This is a genomic window from Sorangium sp. So ce1014 (genome assembly GCF_051521505.1).
Taxonomy (GTDB): domain Bacteria; phylum Myxococcota_A; class Polyangia; order Polyangiales; family Polyangiaceae; genus Sorangium.
The window spans coordinates 7,864,995-7,883,836 of record NZ_CP150356.1; the positions used below are offsets into that span (position 1 = coordinate 7,864,995).

Consider the following 18,842-nt stretch of genomic DNA (forward strand, 5'->3'; position numbering starts at 1 on the left):
GCGGCGTTCACTCCGGCAGCCATGCCGGGCGAACGCGAGCGCCGGCGAGCCGCGCTGACACGCAGACTCCGCGAGCGGCGGGCCGAGCGCTCCCCTAGACTCTATGCTGCTGTCCCCAGGTCCCCGGCGCTTCCCTCGTCGCCTGGACGATCGCGCGCCATACCCCCAAGCACCGCTCCTGGTCCGCCACGAAGTCGTGCGGATCGAAATGCGTCCATTTCCCTGTCTGTGCCGCGAGCTCCCTGCACAACCGCCTCCGATCCTCGACCGGGAGCGAGAGCCTCGACAGCTCAACCACCGACACCGAGGGCGAGTACCTCTTCCCTCGCCGCAGCCGCTGTCTCGGGCCAAAGCGCCCCTTGTGCTCCGACCAGTACGTCCGCCAGTGCGCAGGATCTGTCGACGGCACATCCAGCGTCTCTCTCGACCCGACCGGCGGGCGGTCGCGCGGATCACTCACCAGCTCTCCAAGCGGACGACGCCCGCGGAACGGCTCTGGGTTCGGATCGATCACCACGACATCCTGGAACGCCTCCGGGTCGACCTCCACCTCCTTCACGAGGTTGGCGCCGAGCAGCCGCTCGAGCGCGGAGCCGGCGGCGAGCGTCACCGCTTCCGCCTCCGACTCGAGCAGGTCCAGCAAGCTCGGGATCGCCTCCACGAGCCCGGCCCACCCCACGGCCTCGACAGCGGCAGGCGTTGGACAGCGCTGCATGCGCTCGAGCAACCACCACGCGTCCTCCTCGCCGGCGACCAGCGCCAGCCGCACCAGCGCCCGATCGCCGAGCGCCGCTTGCGCCGCCCTGCGCGCAGCCTCGACCGTGCGCCGGTGCGCCGCGATCATCATGGCATCGAGCGCCGCCGCCTGGACGTCGAGGAGCTCGTGCGCGAGCGCCCGCTCGAGCGCCTGTTCGCAGCGAGGATGTCTCGCCGCAGCGAGCGCAGACAGCCCGAGCGCGAAGACGCGCGGATCCTCCTCCTCGCTCAGCTCCTCGAGCTCCGCGGGGGTGAGCCAGCCGCGGTACGCCAGCACCTCCACTCCGATCGCCCGGCATCCGCGCTCGGCGGATGTCGACAAGGCCCGCAGGCAATTCGGCAAGAACGGGTTCTGCGCGAGCTTCATGGCCGATACAAACGCCTCGGCGACGACCCGCTCGCCTGGGCCGAACCGGAACAGCACCCGTTCGGCACAGGCGAGCGAATCGCGCCCCTCCAGGCACCCGCCGATCATCGCAGCGGCAAAGACGCGCATGGGGTCGACCGTCGGCGCATCCATGGCCAACGGCTCGATCTGCGCGATCGCCATCGAACCGAGCGCGGCAAGAGCGTCGATGGCAGCAACCAAGCGCAGCTCCAGCGTTTGACACGACCGCCAGTCGTCCCCCGGGAGCGGCGCCCGCTGGACTCCGAGCATCCCAATCTCCTCGAAGCACGCGCGCGACCAGCGACGAACGAAGTCACCTTCCGAGATCACGGCCGGCGGCGCGAATGCAAACCCGGGAGGTGCCGCTTCCCCCGCCGGGCCCAGCTTCGCCCGCGCCGGCGCTGGGCTCGCCGGACGAAGAAGTGCCTTCGTCCGCTCTCGTGCCAGGCGGCGCATCGCCTCCGCCACGGCGGTGAGGTCATCGAACGTCCTCGGCTCCATCAGCGCCGGCTCTCGTGCTTCAGGCTCAGGCTCAGGCACCTTCGGCGCACGCAACGATGGCACGAGTGAAGGCCGCTCGACGAGGTGCAACGGCGGACGATCGACGCCCGCCCGAAGCCGGGCAGCGCCCGCTCTGGCGTGCGGCACACGGGAGAACCGCTCCTCGGCGGCGACGAGCTCTGCGCACGCGTCCCGGAGCGAAGCGAGCACAGGAGGCAGACCCGCGCGGGCCAAGAGAACGGCGGCCGCCCAGACATGCCCGTGCGCACGACTTACGGCCGTCACGCGGTCGGCGCGGCCATCAAACGCATCGTACAGCGCGCCGAGGCCTATCTCGATCTTGCGCGCCGCGGGCGCGAGATAGGCGCTCGGCTCACGCTGTCCTTCGATGAAGCGCGCGACCGCGTGAATGAGCGTGTGCGCGCGCTCCAGGTGCTGAACCCAGGGCGCGCCAGCGTCGAAGGCGGGGAGATCGTCGGACATGTCCGGCCGCCTTACCCGACGCCTGCCATGCGTACGTCCCATGCGTGATCGCCGCGTCCGGCGCCGCTCGACATGAATCAGAGCCCTCCCTTGTTCAAGAACCCTGGGCTGCCCGTGATCCCCACCATGCCCAGCTCCACGAACACGATCGGCGCTCCCATCACGATGAACGACGGCCCGCCGGTGTTCAGGCTGATCACCTCCTTCAATGTCCCTGGCTCATTGCCGTGGCACGCCTTGAAGCTCGCCCCCACCGTCAGGATCTTTGCACCGCCCATCTTCGTTCGTACCGGAGCGTTCTTGATCCCCTCGGCCGAGCTCGCGAACACCGGATACGGCACCGGAACCGGGCTCGGCGCGGCCGGCGTCGTACACACGCTGACCGCCAGCGGGACCATCTGGTGCCCAGACTCCGCCGTGATGCAATCCATCATGCAAGCTGTGATGCTCATGCCCACTCCTCCCGCTCCGACCTTCGTGATGCGCTCGCGAGCACCACCGCGGCCCGCTCCCCACCGTCGTTCCCCGCCGTCGCGAGCGCCACGCGCGACGGCGCATACCCGTGCTCCCACGCTGTCGCCGCGATCGCGACAAATAGCGGTATCGCCGCGGCTCCGAGGTAGCCGATGCGCTGCGCTGGAGACTCGATAACATAGGGGCGACCGAGCACATCCTGCACCCTGACGAACGCGGCCTGCCACTCGCGGAGCCGCCGCATCTCGCCCGTGAGATCGGTCAACATCCACCCCGCCGTCTCCCCTGCCCGCGAGAGCTGCGCGGCCGCCTGCTGCGTCGCGCTGGTCAGTCCAAACGCCTCGTAGGCCGGCGCGTCGTCGTGCGGCCCTGCGCGCTCCCTCCCGGTCCCCACACCCAGCACGCGCGCCAGCGCCCGGAGCCCCTTTCGGTCCGTGTCCGCGTCGCGCATCAGCACGAAGAACGCCGCAGCTTCCCCCGGGATACGCGCGTCGAGGTTATCCGGAGAAAAGAGCCGCCCGCTCTCCTCGAGCGCCGCGATCGTGAGCGGGTCGTAATCGCTGTGGACGCCGCCCAGGATCACCGCGTCGACCCGCCCCGACGCGAGCGCATCCAGCGCGTCGGTCAAGAGCCGTCCCAAGGCTGCCTCCCCTCCGGCGACGATGTCCACGGTCGCTGCCGGCATCGAGCGCTCCACGACGGCCGCGAGGAGCTGCGTCGCCGCCGGCGCGTCCGCGACTGCCTCATCCACCGCGAGCTGCACGAGGGTCCTCTCGTCGCGGATCAACGAGGCCGCCTCCTCGAGCGCGGGCGCCGCGAGCAGGACGAGCCGCTCCGGCCCCACGATGCGCGGATCGATCGTCGGTACGAACCCCATCGTGATCGCCTCGCCCGCCGAGCTCGCGAGCGGCGCCTCGGCGATCGCCGGGAAGCCCGCGCGCAGCAGGAAGCCCGTCTGCCGGGCGTTCAGGCCGATCGGCGTCCGTGCCCCCACCTTGACGATCCCCACCCTGCTCACGCGGCCTCCGTCTCGGTCACGACGACGTCGACATCCTTCATGCGCCGCGGCGGCCGGAACGCCGCCCGCCACACGAGCTCGACGACCACGCCCGACGGCGCGAGCGCGTCGACCAGGACCGTATCGACATCGGGCAAGAGGACCTCAGGCGCACGCCCCCTCGCCCTCATCGCGATCTCGATGACGATCCTGGGGAGCCGGAAGACCGTCGTTCCCCCTCCCGGCGTGAGGTTGAGCAAGGCCACGTCCTCTCCCCCGCGCAGCGACGGGGTCGCGATGAGCCCTGGTGAGGCGCACAGATTGGCGCGGTCGTCGTGATCCAGGGGCAAGAGCGGCGCGCGCTCCGTGCGCCAGGCAGCGTCATAGGTCCCCAGATAACGCCGCCGCGGCTCCCAGTGCCGGCCGGTCGCGCCGAGCCCCGCAGGGGCCGGGCGCGTGCTCACCGAGCCGATGAGATCCGCCGGATCCTCGATGAACGGAGCAGGCTTGTGCGTCAGCGCTACAGGATCGCGCGCGATCCCCATCCCCACCGGATTCCGCGGCTCCTCGACAGGACGCGACGGATCGCTCGGATCGAGCCCGCCCCATGCGTAGTCGTACCGCACCTCGATCCCGGTCGTGGGGTGCGGCTCCGTCAGCCCGGCGCCCTTCGCCTCCCAGACACGCAGCCCGAAGATACGGACGACCTTCTCCAGATGCCCGAGCCGCACGCCGGCATCGAAAAAGGGAGCGGGTCTTCCGCCGGGCGCATGCGCCGCCGCCACCACGATGACGTCCGTGCCTGGCTTCGCGATGCACAGGTCCGCTGGATATTTGATGCTGCTCTTCTCCGGATCACCCCAGGGCACGTCGGCGCTGCGGATCCGGCGCCGCTGCGCCCTGTCCGAGAGCTCGAGCTCGGTCTGCCCCACGACCCGCACGAACGTCGCTTTCACCACGACGACGAGGCGCTCCCCGTCCTTGCCGACGAGCAGGAACGGCGCAGCGACGAAGTCGGTTCTGTTGTCCACACGCGGCGCATCCATGGCTGCCTCACATCAAGGATACGTTGCGCTTCACCCGGACGTTCGGCGCGGCGATCGTGACGAGCCCAGCCTTGATGGTCACCCCTCCGCCGTCGATGACCACCTCGCTCGGGCCGCACCTGAACACGATGGCGCTCGAGGCGTCCACCTTGTGAAAAGCACCGATGAACATGCCCTTGTTACCCGCCAGGACGGTGTGCGAGCCGCCGATCTTGTCGACCACTGCGCCGCCCACCATCGTCGTCCGGCTTCCGCCGACCACCTCGGTCTCGGGCGCGCCGCTCACGATGACCAGGCCAGCCGCCTTCTCGGTCTTGTCGGCGAGGCACGTCTCGGCCCGCGTACCGGCCACGAGCTCGATCCTGGCAGCCCCGACATCCTGCGTCCGCGCGCCCCCGACCGTGGTGTGAATACCCGCCGCAGCGATCGTCGCCTTCATGCCCCCGACCTTCTCGTCGTGCGTCGAGGCACACACGTTGACGGAGTGCCCCGGCCCGGTGGCGCTGTCCGATGCCGAGTTGCTCGCCACCGCGCCATCCGGTCCCGCCGCGCTCTCGCCCGAGGAGCCGTCGCCGCCGCCCCCGCCATGGCCCGACGCGTCGCCGGGACGAGCCCCGCCGCCGTTCATCGCCCCCCCGAGCAGCGCATCGAGCCAGTGAGCGCCGCCGCCCGGAGCCACAGACCCGCCGGCGGCCGCCCCGAGAGACGCGCCGAACGCAGCCGGTGAAGGCAGGCTCGCCACCGCGTCGAGCGCCTTCGCCGCGGCGCCGAGGTCCCCGACGCTCAGGGAAGCCATGGCAGCTCCCACGTCCCCGAGCTGGCTCTCCAGCGCGTGGATCGGCGCCATCACCTGGTTGACCTTCGCCGCGACGGCCCGGTCGAGCGCCCCGAGCGCGCGGCTCGCCTCCGCCTTCGCCGCCTCTGTCGGCGCGCTGCCGGCGAGGGACAGGAGGGCGGTGGTCGGACTACCGTCCATCTCCTTCTGAGTGCCGCCCACCGTCGTCACGCTCGCACCTTTGGCGGTGAGCCCACAGACGGCGTTGACCTGCACCGTTCGGCTGCCGCCCACGCTCGCGGTCTGCGCGCCGGCGACCGCGCTCAGGTAGCCGTTCGTCACCTGGATCTCCTGGTCCGCGCCCACCGTGAGTCGCGCGTCGACCTTGACGCTCTTCGATTCATCGACGCCCGTGAAGCGAGTCTTGTTGTTCTCGGTCGCAAACGTCGTGTTCCTCTGAGACCGGAGGACGAGCTCCTCGCTCCCGGCGCTGTCCTCCAGACAGATCTCGTTCGCGCCCGAACCGCCCGGCGACGAGCTCGTCCGCAGCGCGCTGCGCGACTTGCCCTCGGGCAGCGCGTAGGGTGGCATGAATCGCCCATTGAAGACGCGCCCGGTCACGAGGGGTCTGTCGGGATTTCCCTCCAAGAACTCGACGATCACCTCCCATCCCACCCGCGGCAGGAGGATCGCCCCGCTCGCCTGCGGCTGCGCGACACGGATCCAGCACGAAGCCGTGTCATCGCTCTCGCCGTGGCGATCCCAGTGGAACTTGACCTTGCACCGGCCGTGCGCATCCGTGTGGAGCTCCTCGGCAGGCGCGGAAGGCGGCGCGACGACCACGGCCGTCTGCAGGCCCTCGATGACCGGCGCCGGCGTCCGCTGCGGGCTACGGTAGCGGACGCTCCGCGGAACGGTCGTGGCGCGGACGACATAGATCCCGTCGCGCAGCTCGTGCACCGCAGCTGTGATGAAATAGTCGCCGTCGAGAGGTTCCGGGGCGTCGACGAGCGTCAGCCACCGACCGGCCGTGAGCCGCGCGCAGATCGAGTCGAGCTCGAGGAGCGCGCGCTCGGCCAGCAGGGCTTCGAGTCGGACCCGGGCGAGCCGCTCCCCCTCGCGCCGGTCCTTGTACAGCCCAGGATAGTCGTACACCTCGAGGTCCGCGTCCGTCTCCGCCGCCGCGGTCACCGTCTGGTCCAGCTTCGGCGCCTCGAAGTCGACATCACGCAGGACCACCTTGCCCGTCGTCGTGCGGCACCGCTGCGTGATGACGCCGATCGCGTCCTCGACGGCCGCGAGCCCGGCACCAGCGCGATAGGGCACCTCCTTGTCTCCGTCGATCGGATCGCTGGTGGTGCTGTCGTCGCGGAAGACGACGGTCTCGCCAGCGTCACCGGCCTCGGCGTGGAAGTAAATGCCCTCCTCCTCGAGGAGCCGAGAGATGAACGCCAGCGAGCTCTCGTCGTACTGCACGCAATGAACGCGCTTCGGATAGCTGCTCGCGAGGCGCCAGGACTGGCGTCGCTCGTCAATACCGGCGCTCCGCAACACCCCTGAGACGATCTCCTTGACGTCCTGATCCTGGAAGATGCGGCAGTCGACCTCGCGCTCGAGCAGCCCCATCCACGAGGCGACGTGGATGCGGTAGAAGGCGCCCTGAAGGTCGTCGTCCGCGGGCGTGGCGGCGATCTCGACGTCCATCACCACACCGTGGACCTCGTGATCCGGACCTTCTCGGCCGAAGGCGAGGTAGGCAGGGCTGCCGAGAAGCTCGTCCGGATCGACGTAGGTCCCGGAGCGCAGCTCGATCTCGGCCCTGGTGACGTGCCCCAGCCGGCGCTCGACCCGGAACCCGATGACGTCCCGCGACGCGATGGCCTGGGCTCGGAAGAACGTGCTCAGCGTCCGCGGTGCCATGGCTCAGTTCTCCTTGATGATGCCCAGCTCGTGGCAGTCGCCGTCGAACGTGATCGTGACGCCCGCGATCGACACCGACGCCGGGGTCATGGTGATGGTCGACGCCCCCATGACGACGCTGAGCAGGGTCTTGGCCTCGAACACGACGTTCGTCGCCTTGACGATCTGCGCGCCCCCCGCGATCTCGAGGAAATCGGTCTCGCTCACGTCGTGGCGATCCCCGGCGACGTGGCTCAGGATCGCGCCTGCGGCCTTCTGGCTCAAGCTCGTCCCGACCTCGACCCAGCGGCCGCCGCCGGCGAGGATCACCTTGGCCGCACCCGCGGTCTCGCTCCGGCTCCCCTTCACCGTCACGGTCCGGTCCGAGGCGGTCACCTCGATCAGCGCCGCGCCGACCGTGTCCTCCATCGTGGCCATCGTCGCCTCGTCGACCGAGCCTGCGGCGAGATCGACCTGCATCCCACCGAGGGTCAGCGTCGAGCTTCCGGTGACGGTGCGCTTGTGATCCCCGCCCGCCTTGAGATCGCGGTCGCCGCCCACGGTGAGCGAATGGCTGCCGACGTCATCGACCATGAACGTCGAGACGCGCACCTCCTGGTCGCCGCCGATCGCAAGATCCTGGTTCGCGCCGACGGTGGCGGACATGCTGCCCTCCACCGCCAGCGAATGATGGGCCCCGATGGATCGCGACTCGCTGTTCCCGATGGTCTCGGTCGCGTTATTTCCCGCGCGGACCGAGCCGTCCCGGGACGCGTTCATGAACACCTCCTCGGCGCCCGCCCGGTCGTCCATGCGGATCTCGTTGACGGACCCGCCGCCTGGGCTCGTGGCGGTCTGCAGGGCCGTCCGGGTCTTGTGAGCCGGCAGCGGGTACGGGGGCGGACAAGCCGCGTTGTACAGCCGTCCTCCCACGAGCGGCTTCTCAGGGTCGCCGTCGATGAAAGCGAGGCACACCTCCCAGCCCACGCGCGGCGTCAACATGCCGCCGCCGAGCGGGAGCTGGCTCGTCCGGACCCACGGGCTCGAGGAATCATCCGCCTTGTCCCGCCGGTCCCAGGGGAATAGGACCTTCACGCGACCCTGCTGATCGGGGTGGATCTCCCTGCCCGGCGGCCCGGTCGTGACGGCCGACTGCGCGCCCACCACCCTCGCCGCGCGTGGAGCTCGCGGGGGTCGATAGGTGGTCTTTGACGTCGGGATTGCGCGGAAGGCGACGCGCGCCCCGCGGCCCTTCGCCTCTCCGCGCGGATGAGCCGCCGCGCGCGCCTCCAGCGCAGTGTCGACCTCCACGAGGAGGTACTCCTGATTGAGCGGCTCGTGCGGATGGTCCGTCAGCGCAAACCTGCGCCCGGGACGCGCCCGGAGGGTGTTCGTCGTGCCGCTCGCGAGCGCGCGCCGGGCGCGGAGCGACTCCAGGAGCACCTTCGCACGACGGTCGCCCACCGCCGGTTCGGTGAACCGGCCGGGGTGCAGATAGACTTCCAGCGCTCTCTCCGGGTCGTCGTCCCCTTCGGCCCTGGCGTCGAGCTCGACCCTGGGTCGCTCGAAATCGCGATCGCGCAGGTGCACGCGTCCCGGAGCGGTCGTTCTCTCGTAGGAGAGGGTCGTGATGGCATCCCACGTCGTATCGAGCCCATCCGACGGACGGAACACCAGCTCTTTTCCACCCTCCAGCTCCTCGGGTTCGATGTCAAAAAAGACGACCGTATCGGTCCCCGTGCTCGAATCGATGAAGAAGGTGATCCCCTCTTCCGCGAGGAGTCGCCGGACGAAATCGTGATCCGTCTCGCGGTACTGCGCCGCGGTCTGCCGCTTCGGGTAGCTGTCCACGAGCTGCCAGCGCTGCGCCGAGGCGGGGATACCGGCGCCCGCGAGGACCTCCTTCACGATGTCGGGCGTCGACATGTGCTGGAAGATGCGGCAGTCGGCGCGCTGGGTGAGACGGAAGAGCCGGGGGCGCGCGACGAGCCGCGTCCCCGGCTCCTCCGCGCCCCGCGCGGTCCTGCGCTCGGCCTCGACGATGTAGCCGGCCAGCTTTCGCTCCTCCAGGCCCTCGCGGCGCGACAGCGTGAGGAGGAGCGGCCTCCCGATGAGGGTGGCCGGGTTCGGCCCGCCCGCGTGCTCGGTGATCTCGCACCGAAGCCAGCCGATGTCGTCGAGCGCCTCGTGCGCTTCGAGCCAGCGGAGGGGGAACGGAACGCCGCCTATCGTGAGCTCGTGCCCGATCTCGATGAGGTCTGCCACGCCGTCCCTCGCTCACCCGATCTTGAGGCTCGCTGCCTGGCGGACGATGAGCGCCGCGTTGATTGAGATCTTCGAGCCCTGGATCTCCATCGGTCCTCCGTTGAGCTTGATCGCGCTCCCGCCGCCGTTGAACTTCCCCACGCCGCCCGCGATGACGATCTGCGGGGCCTCGACGATATAGTCGCCGCCGACATTGCGCAGGTGCAGCCCGCCGATGAGCTGCTTCACCTCGCCCGCCTGCGTGGAGAGCGCGCCCACGCTGTGGATCTCTCCCGCGGACGACGTCTGCTCCTTGCTCGTCGCCACGCTCTCGACGCTCGTGCCGGCTACGAGCTGCGCGATGAGGGCGCCCGCCGTCTCGTCGTAGGTGGAGAGCATGTTGTCATCGATCGAGGCAAGCGAGACGCTGGCCTGGACCGAGCCGACATCGCGCGTGAAGGCGCCGGAGATCTGCTGGCGGACGCCGCACGAGATGGTGATCTGGTCCCCGCCCACGGCGTAGTCGCGAGCTCCGCCGACCTTCTCGACGAGATCGGCCTTCGCGTGGACCTGGTCGCCGCCGCCCACCGAGATCGTCTGCGCGCCGGCCACCTTGATCTGAAGCGCGTTGCCGACCTCGACCGATTGATTCGCGCCCACGGCGACCGACTCGTTCGCGCCGACCCAGACGGCGTAGTTGCGCCCGATGCTCTGCTCCTCGTCGACCCCCACGGTCTCGTCCTTGTCGTTGCCGGTGGTGATGTCGAGGTCCTTCTTGGCCGAGATGGATAGCTCCTGGCTGCCAGGCGTATCGCTCATGGTGATCTCGTTGTGCCCGGCGCCGCCCGGCGTGGACATGCTCTTCAGCGCGCTCCTGGCCGCCGCGCCGGGCAGGGCGTAGGGCGGCGTGTCTTCCGCGTTGAAGACGCGACCGAGCACGAGGGGGCGATCCGGGTCACCGTCGAGAAAGCCGACGGAGACCTCCCAGCCGACGCGGGGCAGGAGCATCGAGCCGCCGAGGCCGAGCTGCGATACGCGCAGCCAGGCGCTCGACGTGTCGTCCTGCTTGCCCGAGCGATCCCACAGGAAGCGCACCTTGATACGGCCGTACCGGTCGACGTGGACGGCCTGAGGCTCGCTCGACGGTCCGGTGACGATCGCCGTCTGGAGACCGCGAGCTCTCGGCTTCTTCGTGCGACGAGGCGTGGCGAACGGCGCGCCCTTCGGGATGGCGGAGAACTCGTTCTCGCACGCTTCCGCGCCCGACCGGCCTCGCGATCGGAGCTCGATGACCACAAGCTCGCCCCCGAGGAACGGCTCGATCGCCCCCTCGATCGTCATCGGCGTACCGCAGAGGAGCCCCGCCGCACGGGTCTTGCCGCGGCAGACGTCCACGTCATGGCGGAGAGAGCCCAGCCTCCGCGTCGCCTTCCGTGCGCCTTCGGCTCCCGTGGTGAACCCACCGGGGTACTCGAAGTGGCGAATTGCCCGGTTGCCGGGCGCCGCGGCCGAGGCCGTGGGAAAGACATCAGGCTTCTCAAAATCGTGGTCGCGCAGCGCGAGCTCCGTGGGCCTCAGGCTCTTTCTTCGCCGCAGATCGAGCACTGGCCGAGCGTGCGAGCGCGCGCCCTGCCGGACGGAGAGCAGCACCTCGGGTGTCCCGTCCTGCGGCGCGAAGGCCGCGGGATCATCGGCGAGGACGAGGGTGTGTCCGTCTGGGCCGTGGAGGAAGAAGTAGAATATCCCCTCGTCTTCGAAAAGCCGGTGGACGAAGTCGAGCTCTGTCTCGCGGTACTGGCACAGGAACTCGCGAGGTGCATAGCGCTGCCGGAGCCGCCACTCCACGCCGCGGTCGACGCCGGCGTCGGCCAGGATCGTCTTGATGACCTCCACCGGGCTCTTGTCCTGGAAGATGCGCGAGCCCTCGCGGTGATCGAGCGCCGCGAGGGCGGGCCGGAGCCGCACGTGGAAGAGGTACTCGCCACCCCGGTACGCGAGGAAGCCGACGCGATCTGGCAGGCCGTCGTAATGCCGGATGCCTCCGTGACCATCATCGACCTCGAGCAGCATCCGGCGCTGAAGGCACGCATCGACGCAAAAAGACGGGTCGCTTGTCGAGAACTCAACGTGGACGGTGTACGGCAGCGAGATCGCCTCGTGCGCTTCGTACGATTGAACCCGGACGTCGCGGGGCAGACCGCCGCCCGCAAGAACGAGGTGGCCGAGCGTGCCCTCCATCAAGCGCCTCCCCCACGTCGCAGGCCACTCGGGGAGCTCCGTGCTCGCCGTCGCTGGCAACAAGCCTCATGCGCCGCCGGCCGGGTCGCCTTGAAGCGAAGCGCGCAACCGCGCGGGCGCGGGCTCAATTCAACCTCAAGACCCGCCCGACGAGGCGGAACAGCCCACGGGAGGCGGCGCTGATACGGCTGCCGATCACCTCGACCTCGCCATCCTGACGGATACGGATGGCGCCGTGCCCCGAGCGCAGGAGCACTTCCTCATCTCCCTCGATGTGGATCGTGGCCGCCCGCAGCCGGAGCTCGCGAGGTTTGCGCGTCGCGAGCGCCGCGACGACGAGCGGCGGTTCGCCCTCGCAGCACTCGACAAGCACCGAATCGCCGTTGGCCTGAGCGTCCGCGATCACCTCGGGATCCACCTCTTCTGCGAGCTCCGCCTCGACCGGCGCGGTCGCGCCGCGGAGCACGATCGTGGCGCTGCGGCCCACCACGCCGAGCACGCGCGCGGTGCGCGTGCCGGCCGCCGGCGCGCGGGCGGTCGCGCCGGCCGCCTCCGCGCGAAGCGACTGCTGCGGCGAGACCGACCCCGGCAGCAGATCCTCAATCGAGATGCGCGACGCCGCCTCCGCCTCCGGAGCGGCGTCCGCCTCCTCCAGCGCGACGATCGCGCCGTCCGGAGCCTCAGCGCTCTTCATGTGAGCCCTCCTCATGCCACCGACCCCGTCTTCGCCGCGTGGGCTGTATCGCAGTCCCCATGTCCACCGTGACGCGGACCTGTGCACGCACCCGATCGCGAAGCTCGCCGGATGTCCTCTGGGCCGTGCTCCCACGCGGCGTTCGACGGTGACGGGAGCTGCTCATCGGGCGCATGCTAGCGACGGCCGCCATGGAAGGACGAGCTCGGGCTCTCCTCGGCCTCGCAGCGGAGCGCCTCCTGGAACCGCCGCTCCGACTCGGGATCCTGCGCCATCCGGCGGCTCCAGTGCTCGCTGGCGCGCACGTAGTCGGCCAGGGTCACCCCGACCTTCGCGAGCGCCGCGTGCACGTCGCCCGTGGATTGCAGCAGGCGGGTCACACCGGCAAACTGCTCCAGCGAGATCGGCGGCGCCGCTGCGCGCTGCTCCGCCTGGTAGGCGGCAGCGTAGGTGGCGAGCAGCGCCGGTACCCCATCGGACTCGTCCGCGACGGCCGCGGAGAGCCGCGCCTGCCAGTACGTGTCGGCGGCGTCCCATCGCGCCTCGTCGAGCCCGTGTCGCGGGAGCACGTCCTCCTGCGCTCCGCCGGATGCGGCGAGCTGAGCCATCACCGTCGCGTACGCTTCCAGATCGAGCATCATGACCGGGTTCGCGGAACGTATGCGATGCCGAGGGGCCGATCCAGGGTGAAGCGATGGAGTCGGGCGAAGGAGCGCTCAGGGAGCGGCAGCACCGCCGGGGGCGCCCTTGTGCTCCTCGTGGAGCGCGATGGCGCGCTCGAGCGCCTCCCTGGCCCCTCGCTTCTCCCGGGGGAACGCCTCCACATGATCGCACCGAGGCCACTCCAGCGCTCGTGCGATGTCCGGAGCCGGCAGAAGAGGTTACTTGGCTTCATGTTCGGCCCTCATCTCTTCGTAAAGCGCGATGGCGCGATCCAGCGCCTCCTTGTCACCGCGTTTCTCCTCGGGGAAGACCTGCACGTGATCGCATCGAGGCCAGGTGAGCACCTGAATAATATCAGACGTTGGCGTCTTGTCGATGTCTTCTCGAAGATAACAGTCGATCAGGAACAACACCGGGACGGCATCGGGGTCCCGCCCTGCCGAGATCAGATCGGCGCGAAGTCTCAGGAGAAAAAGTCGATTCCGTTTGAAGCGATACGTCTGATTGTCAGTCACAAAAACGATGACATTCGCACGTTTTAGCGCAGCGAGCTGCTGGGCGAAGTAGGTGCTGCCGTGCCCCTCGACGGCCTCCTGAGCCGCCCATTCCGCCATGGTTGGGACCGGCCATGTACCGCGCATCCAGACGAAGAACAGGTGGAGGGAGTACACGACGTCGCCGCGCGGCCAGAGCACCCGGCCCTCGTACGGCACTGAGCCGTCGGCCACTACACCATCACGACCTAGTGAGCAGAGGAGCCGGAGATGCGCGTCGGGGGCGCTCATCGTGGCCTTGTAGTAGAGCACATCCAAGTGCGGGAGCGGCAGACAGGGAATCACTAGCCCATCCTAGGATCGATTTCGATGAAATAGCCAACCCGTTGATTCTCAAACATCGCCGTCGCGTGCTGCTCGTAGCTATCGAATACCATCCCTTGATCGTAGTCGACTATTCTCCCGTCAGGATCCTTGTTCACCCAGTGATCGGTCCACTTCTTGGGCTTACCCGTGCTGTCGTCCCATGACGCGAGATGCTCGTTGCTTCCGTCGTCCCGGTCCGGTCCTAGGATATTCACAGGAAAACCTCCGCCGATGCGAGTTGCGTCTGTGGCAACGTTCGCGCATTGCATCGCGTTCTTCGGCTGCTTGATGGCGGCCTGACGCGCCTTGAGCACTGGATCCGCCTCGAAACTCGCCCGGGCCGCGTCGCGCAGTGCCTTCCTCTCGGCATCGCTGATCGGCTCGGGCTGGACGATGCGTTTACCGTAAACATCGGCCTCCGCTGTCGGATCCACCCCTCTCGCATAGAGGTTCACCCCCCCTTCCAGCCCGATCGGATCCGGGCTGATGAACCTCCCCACCTCCGGGTCGTAGTACCGGTGCCGGTTGTAGACGAGCCCCGTCTCCTCGTCCGCGTACTGCCCGAGGAAGCGGATCGGCGTCGTCACGCCCCCCTCCCCGCCCTCCTCGATCCGCTTACCCCAGGCCGACAGCCGCAGCTCCCCGGCGACGTCGCCGCGCTCGTCCAGCAGCCGCTCCGGCGTCCCCAGGGGGTCGTTCACATAGTGGTACCAGCGCGACGCCACGTCGCCATCCACCCGGCGCGTCTCGCAATGAGCGAGCGGGACGGCGCTCCCGCCGTCGAAGACGTAGGTCCGCTCCTCGACGACCGCATCGCCCTCGCGCGTGCGCACCTCGTGCACCGGCACATGCCGATCCCAGTAGAAGCGCGTGCGCGAGACCAGCCGCGCGCCCGCACCGCCCAGCGTCGACACGCGCTTCTCGGTCCGCCGCGCGAAGGCGTCGTACGAGAACTCCACCCGGCGCCCGTCCGGCGTCTCCACACGGCGCAGGAGGCCGCGCCCGTCCCACGCGTAGCGCGTGACCCGCGCACCCCCCTCGTGCCTCTCCACGAGCCGGCCCAGCCCGTCGTAGCGGTACGCCACGTCGCCGCGCCGGATCAGCCGGTCGCCGGGCCCGTGCTCGCGCGCCGGCGCTCCGGGGGCCGCATCGACCAGGTTCCCCGTCGCGTCGAAGGCGAAGATCTCGGACAGCCCCGCCTCCGCGAGGACCTCGAGCAGCCGCCCAGCCGGATCACGATGGTAGGCCGTGCGGCCGCGGGTGAGATCCTCGACCCCCTCGAGGCGCCCCGTGGGATCGTAGCTGTAACGCGCGTCCACGACCGTTCCCGCCGGCCGCGGGCCCGCCCCGTCGGGCCCGCCAGCGCGGACCGCTGGACCGCTCGCGGCGCGGCGCACCAGGCGGCGCGAGAGGCGCCCGACGACGTCGAAGGCGCTGTGCACCTCCCCGCCGCCAGGCAGCACGCGCGCGATCTCCCGGCCGAGCGGATCGAAGTGCCGGCGCACCACCTGCCGGCCGTCGAGCGTCACCTGGGCCGCGCGGCCGTCCGGCGCGGGCTCCCACGACAGCGCGTGACCGAGCGACGTCCTTCGCCCGATCGCTCGCCCCTCGGCGTCGCGGCCCACCTCGACGGTGAACGCAGGACCGCCCGCGGCCTGCTGCGCCTCGCGCACGATCCGCCCCATCGCGTCGCGCTCGAACGCGACCGTCCCGTCCGGACCCGACACCGACGCGAGGAAGCCGCGCACGTCATACGCATACGCCTCGCGCTTGCCCTCGACCTCGCGGGCCACGAGCTGCCCGGCGAGATCGTAGACGAGCTCGACCGGCTCGCCGATCCCCGGCTCGACCCGCGTCTGCTGTCCGGCCGGATCGTAGCGGTAGCGCAGCACGCGCCCGTCGAAGGTGCGCTCCTTCACCCGGCGCAGGGCGGCGTCGTACTCGAACACGTGCTTCTCGCCGCGCGCGTTCTCGACCTCCAGCACCTCCCCCTCGCGCCCGTAGCGCATCCGCGCAGATCGGCCGGTCGCGTCGGTGACCTCGTGAAGCCAGTGATAGCCGCACCAGGCGATGCGCGACGTGCGCCCCGCGCGGTCCGCGACGGAGACGAGCCGGCCCTCGCCGTCGTAGGTGTAGCGCGCCGTGGCGCCCGCCGGATCCGTGGTCGCCACGAGATCCCCGCGCGGCGAGTAGTGGAAGCGGCTCACCGCGCCCGTCGGATCCGTCATCGACAGCGTCCGGCCGAAGAAATCGTAGGTCCACTGCCACCTTCCGCCGCGCCGATCGAGGAGGGAGACCACGTTGCCGTGCGCGTCGTGGCCGACACGGACGACGCCGCCCGTCGCGTCCTCGGCCTCGATCATCTGGCCCCGCGGATCGTACGCGAAGCGCCGCACCGCGCCGGCCGGATCCGTCGTCCGCACCGGCAGTCCGGCGGCGTCGCGCTCGATCGTCGTCGCGAGCCCCGCGGGATCGATCACGCGCACGACGTCGCCCCGCGCGTCGCGCTCGTAGCGCACGACGCGGCCGAGGGGATCGGTCCGGGCCAGCAGCCGGCCGCGCGCGTCACGGTCATAGCGTGTGACGGCCTGGAGCTGATCCGTCTCCGAGAGCAGGTGCCCGGCGTCATCGTAGGTCGCCGACACCGCGTGCCCGCCGTCCACCTCGAGATCGAGCAGGCCGTGGCGATTGCCGAAGAAGCGCTTCACCTGCCGGGAGTTGGCGACCTCGCGGTAGCCGTCCGGCAGGTAGGCGAAGCGGCAGTGATAGATGCCTCTGGCGCGCGTCGTGCCGTCGGCGAGCAGCGGAGACAGCCCGTCGGCGAGGCCGGGATCCGGCCGCCCGTCGTGGTCGCCCCACGTCTCGACGCAGCGCCGCTCGCCGTCGTAGCGATAATGAAACGTGAGCCCGGCACGATCGACGTGCTCGGTGAGCAGGTTGCGCTCATCGTACGAGTAACGCGAGGGGAGGCCCTCGGCGTCGACCGCGGCGATCAGGCGGCCGAGGTCGTCGTGCTCGTAGCGCGCGAAGGAGACCCAGCGCCCCTGGGAGGTCGCATTATAGACGCTGATGGCGACGATCCGCCCCTCGGGGCTCGACGCGAAGCGGGCGCGCCGGCCGGCGCTGTCCAGCACCTCCGCGATCCTCGATCCCTCGTAAGAGATCGAGATCCGGTTCCCGAAGCGGTCCCCGATCTCGGTGAGCAGCCACTCCCGCTCACCGCCGAGCGGCAGCGCAAAGACCAGGAGCACGCCGTCGCCCCTGTCGAGGCGGTAGCCGCCGCTCTCGCGCCGCAGCAGCCAGCCCCAGGGCCCGATCGCCTCGCTGCCTCCGGCCAGCAGGGGGAAGTCGATCGAGATGCCCTCGTCGGTCCAGACACGGATCGCGCGCCGGGTGAGGGTGACCCGCCAGCCGAGGCTGTGCGCCCAGCCATAGCCGAGGCCGACGTCGCGCTCGGCCATGGCCGAGGAGTAACGGCGGACGAAGGAGAACGGGAGCGGGCCGGGCAGCGAGAGATCGACCCGCGGCACGGTGTAGACCCGTCCGGTGACGACATCGACCGGCTCTCCCTCGGACCTCTGCTTCCCCTGCCCGGAGGGAGCGTGCTTCTGATCGCCGCCCCCGCCCTGGCCGCTCCCGCTCCCGCCGCCGCCTCCGCCGTCTCCACCGCCGCTGCCGCCACCGGCGCTGTCACCGGCTCCACCACCGCCTCCCAGCACGGCGACCCCCGGACACATCCCCGGGGGAGCAGCGGCATCGGGCGCGGGCGCGGTCGACATGGCTCAGCGTGCTCTCCGGGTGGGTGTTTCGGACGAGTGATCGCGGCGAAGCACGGCGCGAACATATCGTCCCCGCGCGGCGCGTTGCAACGCCGCCCGCCCGCATGACCACGGTCCGAAGCGCCGAGCACGCGAGCGAGGCGCGCCGGCAGGGATCGCTTGCAGGCGAGCGCTCGCCGCCGGCGGAAGGGCCCGACGTCGCGCGCCGATCGACGCGGAGCCCCGCGGGAGCGAAGCTGCAGGTTAGGATGGGTGCGATGGGTACGGGGCTGACGCTGGAGCGGGTTGCAGAGCTGCGCGCGCAGATGGAGGCCGGCAGGCTCCGCGATGAGGTGCTCGCGCGCGCCGGGCTCACGGCGGAGGATTGGACGGCCGCGCAGCGCGATTGGCTCGAGCGAATGGGAGAGGAGCTCGATCACGGCTGCTTCGAGCTGACCAACCGCTACACACAGGCATTCCTCGAGCACCAGCGGGACATCGTCGCAGCCTCGCCGCCGGCGGGCACACGGCCTGGTCCGATGCCGATCACGCCGCCGCGAGCCGCGCCAGCGCCGCGGTGCTCGGAACCGACCGGGCTCACCGGCACGGCGCCGCTCCCTGACATGTCCGCATGCATCGCCGCCCTGCCCTTCGTGCCGCGCGCGCCGCCCAGGCCGGTGCCGGCCGCGCCGGTGCCGCCCCCGGCGCCTCCCGGCGGCACCGCCCCGCTCCACGACATGCCCGCGCTCGTCGCCTCCCTGCCCTTCATCCCGGCCCCGGCGAAGCGTCCCGCACCAGCAACACCGCCGACCGAGCCCATCGCGGCTCGCACGGCGCCCGCCCTTGCGCTGGAGCATTACGCCGCGCTGTGCGCGGAGCTCTCGCTGGATCCGCGGGGCGCCGCGGCCATCTACCCGCGCTACGGCCTCCGAGATGCGGCCGCGTGGCAGGCCGCCGACGCCGAGTGGCAGGTCCGGATGCGCGGCGACTCCGCCCTCGAGGCGCGCTGGCAGCAGCTCATCGCCTACTATCGAGCCTATTACACGACGACGCGCTGAGCCGAGCA

Annotated in this window: 12 protein-coding genes; 1 reads left to right on the plus strand and 11 read right to left on the minus strand. The window is 70.4% G+C overall.

Annotation, left to right across the window (positions count from 1 at the left end; genetic code table 11):
* Window positions 1–94: 94 nt before the first annotated feature.
* The 11 genes from WME75_RS29545 to WME75_RS29595 all read right to left on the minus strand — a co-directional run bounded on the left by WME75_RS29545 (window position 95) and on the right by WME75_RS29595 (window position 17,797).
* A complete protein-coding gene (locus tag WME75_RS29545) occupies window positions 95–2,128 on the minus strand; it encodes a hypothetical protein (RefSeq protein ID WP_437477993.1) in 2,034 nt (677 codons plus the stop codon).
* 77 nt (window positions 2,129–2,205) lie between these two features.
* The gene (locus WME75_RS29550; RefSeq protein WP_437477996.1) at window positions 2,206–2,580 is read right to left on the minus strand and encodes a PAAR-like domain-containing protein; all 375 of its coding nucleotides are present in this window, start codon (window positions 2,578–2,580) and stop codon (window positions 2,206–2,208) included.
* Window positions 2,577–3,620 carry a beta-ketoacyl synthase N-terminal-like domain-containing protein gene (locus WME75_RS29555; protein WP_437477999.1) on the minus strand — a complete coding sequence of 348 codons (1,044 nt, stop codon included), beginning with the start codon at window positions 3,618–3,620 and terminating at the stop codon, window positions 2,577–2,579. Before WME75_RS29555 ends, WME75_RS29550 begins: the two co-directional genes overlap by 4 nt.
* Window positions 3,617–4,630 (minus strand): DUF2169 family type VI secretion system accessory protein, encoded by a 1,014-nt coding sequence (locus WME75_RS29560; protein ID WP_437478002.1) that lies wholly within the window; start codon window positions 4,628–4,630, stop codon window positions 3,617–3,619. The genes WME75_RS29555 and WME75_RS29560 overlap by 4 nt, the downstream gene beginning before the upstream one ends.
* 22 nt (window positions 4,631–4,652) lie before the next feature.
* On the minus strand, window positions 4,653–7,340 hold the full coding sequence (locus WME75_RS29565) for a type VI secretion system Vgr family protein (RefSeq protein WP_437478005.1): 2,688 nt from the start codon (window positions 7,338–7,340) through the stop codon (window positions 4,653–4,655).
* 3 nt (window positions 7,341–7,343) lie between these two features.
* Window positions 7,344–9,584 carry a type VI secretion system Vgr family protein gene (locus WME75_RS29570; RefSeq protein WP_437478007.1) on the minus strand — a complete coding sequence of 747 codons (2,241 nt, stop codon included), beginning with the start codon at window positions 9,582–9,584 and terminating at the stop codon, window positions 7,344–7,346.
* Window positions 9,585–9,596: 12 nt separating this feature from the next.
* Window positions 9,597–11,801, minus strand: coding sequence for a type VI secretion system Vgr family protein (locus tag WME75_RS29575; protein WP_437478010.1), 2,205 nt, complete (start codon window positions 11,799–11,801; stop codon window positions 9,597–9,599).
* A gap of 124 nt (window positions 11,802–11,925) precedes the next feature.
* On the minus strand, window positions 11,926–12,495 hold the full coding sequence (locus WME75_RS29580) for a hypothetical protein (protein WP_437478012.1): 570 nt from the start codon (window positions 12,493–12,495) through the stop codon (window positions 11,926–11,928).
* 176 nt (window positions 12,496–12,671) lie between these two features.
* Window positions 12,672–13,136, minus strand: coding sequence for a hypothetical protein (locus WME75_RS29585; RefSeq protein WP_437478015.1), 465 nt, complete (start codon window positions 13,134–13,136; stop codon window positions 12,672–12,674).
* Between the two features lie 240 nt (window positions 13,137–13,376).
* Window positions 13,377–13,943 carry a hypothetical protein gene (locus WME75_RS29590; RefSeq protein WP_437478018.1) on the minus strand — a complete coding sequence of 189 codons (567 nt, stop codon included), beginning with the start codon at window positions 13,941–13,943 and terminating at the stop codon, window positions 13,377–13,379.
* Window positions 13,944–13,996: 53 nt separating this feature from the next.
* Entirely contained in the window at window positions 13,997–17,797 is a 3,801-nt protein-coding gene (locus WME75_RS29595) for an RHS repeat-associated core domain-containing protein (protein ID WP_437478021.1), read from the minus strand.
* A gap of 257 nt (window positions 17,798–18,054) precedes the next feature.
* On the opposite strand from WME75_RS29595, the gene WME75_RS29600 reads away from it, so the two are divergent.
* The gene (locus tag WME75_RS29600; protein WP_437478024.1) at window positions 18,055–18,834 is read left to right on the plus strand and encodes a hypothetical protein; all 780 of its coding nucleotides are present in this window, start codon (window positions 18,055–18,057) and stop codon (window positions 18,832–18,834) included.
* The last annotated feature ends 8 nt before the right edge of the window (window positions 18,835–18,842 follow it).

What these genes read in the sequence shown, in the direction of transcription:
- WME75_RS29545 (WP_437477993.1), bottom strand. Translation starts at nt 2,128, where the DNA reads ATGTCCGACGATCTCCCCGCCTTCGACGCTGGCGCGCCCTGGGTTCAG.
- WME75_RS29550 (WP_437477996.1), bottom strand. Translation starts at nt 2,580, where the DNA reads ATGAGCATCACAGCTTGCATGATGGATTGCATCACGGCGGAGTCTGGG.
- WME75_RS29565 (WP_437478005.1), bottom strand. Translation starts at nt 7,340, where the DNA reads ATGGCACCGCGGACGCTGAGCACGTTCTTCCGAGCCCAGGCCATCGCG.
- WME75_RS29575 (WP_437478010.1), bottom strand. Translation starts at nt 11,801, where the DNA reads ATGGAGGGCACGCTCGGCCACCTCGTTCTTGCGGGCGGCGGTCTGCCC.
- WME75_RS29580 (WP_437478012.1), bottom strand. Translation starts at nt 12,495, where the DNA reads ATGAAGAGCGCTGAGGCTCCGGACGGCGCGATCGTCGCGCTGGAGGAG.
- WME75_RS29585 (WP_437478015.1), bottom strand. Translation starts at nt 13,136, where the DNA reads ATGATGCTCGATCTGGAAGCGTACGCGACGGTGATGGCTCAGCTCGCC.
- WME75_RS29590 (WP_437478018.1), bottom strand. Translation starts at nt 13,943, where the DNA reads ATGAGCGCCCCCGACGCGCATCTCCGGCTCCTCTGCTCACTAGGTCGT.
- WME75_RS29595 (WP_437478021.1), bottom strand. Translation starts at nt 17,797, where the DNA reads ATGTCGACCGCGCCCGCGCCCGATGCCGCTGCTCCCCCGGGGATGTGT.
- WME75_RS29600 (WP_437478024.1), top strand. Translation starts at nt 18,055, where the DNA reads ATGGGTACGGGGCTGACGCTGGAGCGGGTTGCAGAGCTGCGCGCGCAG.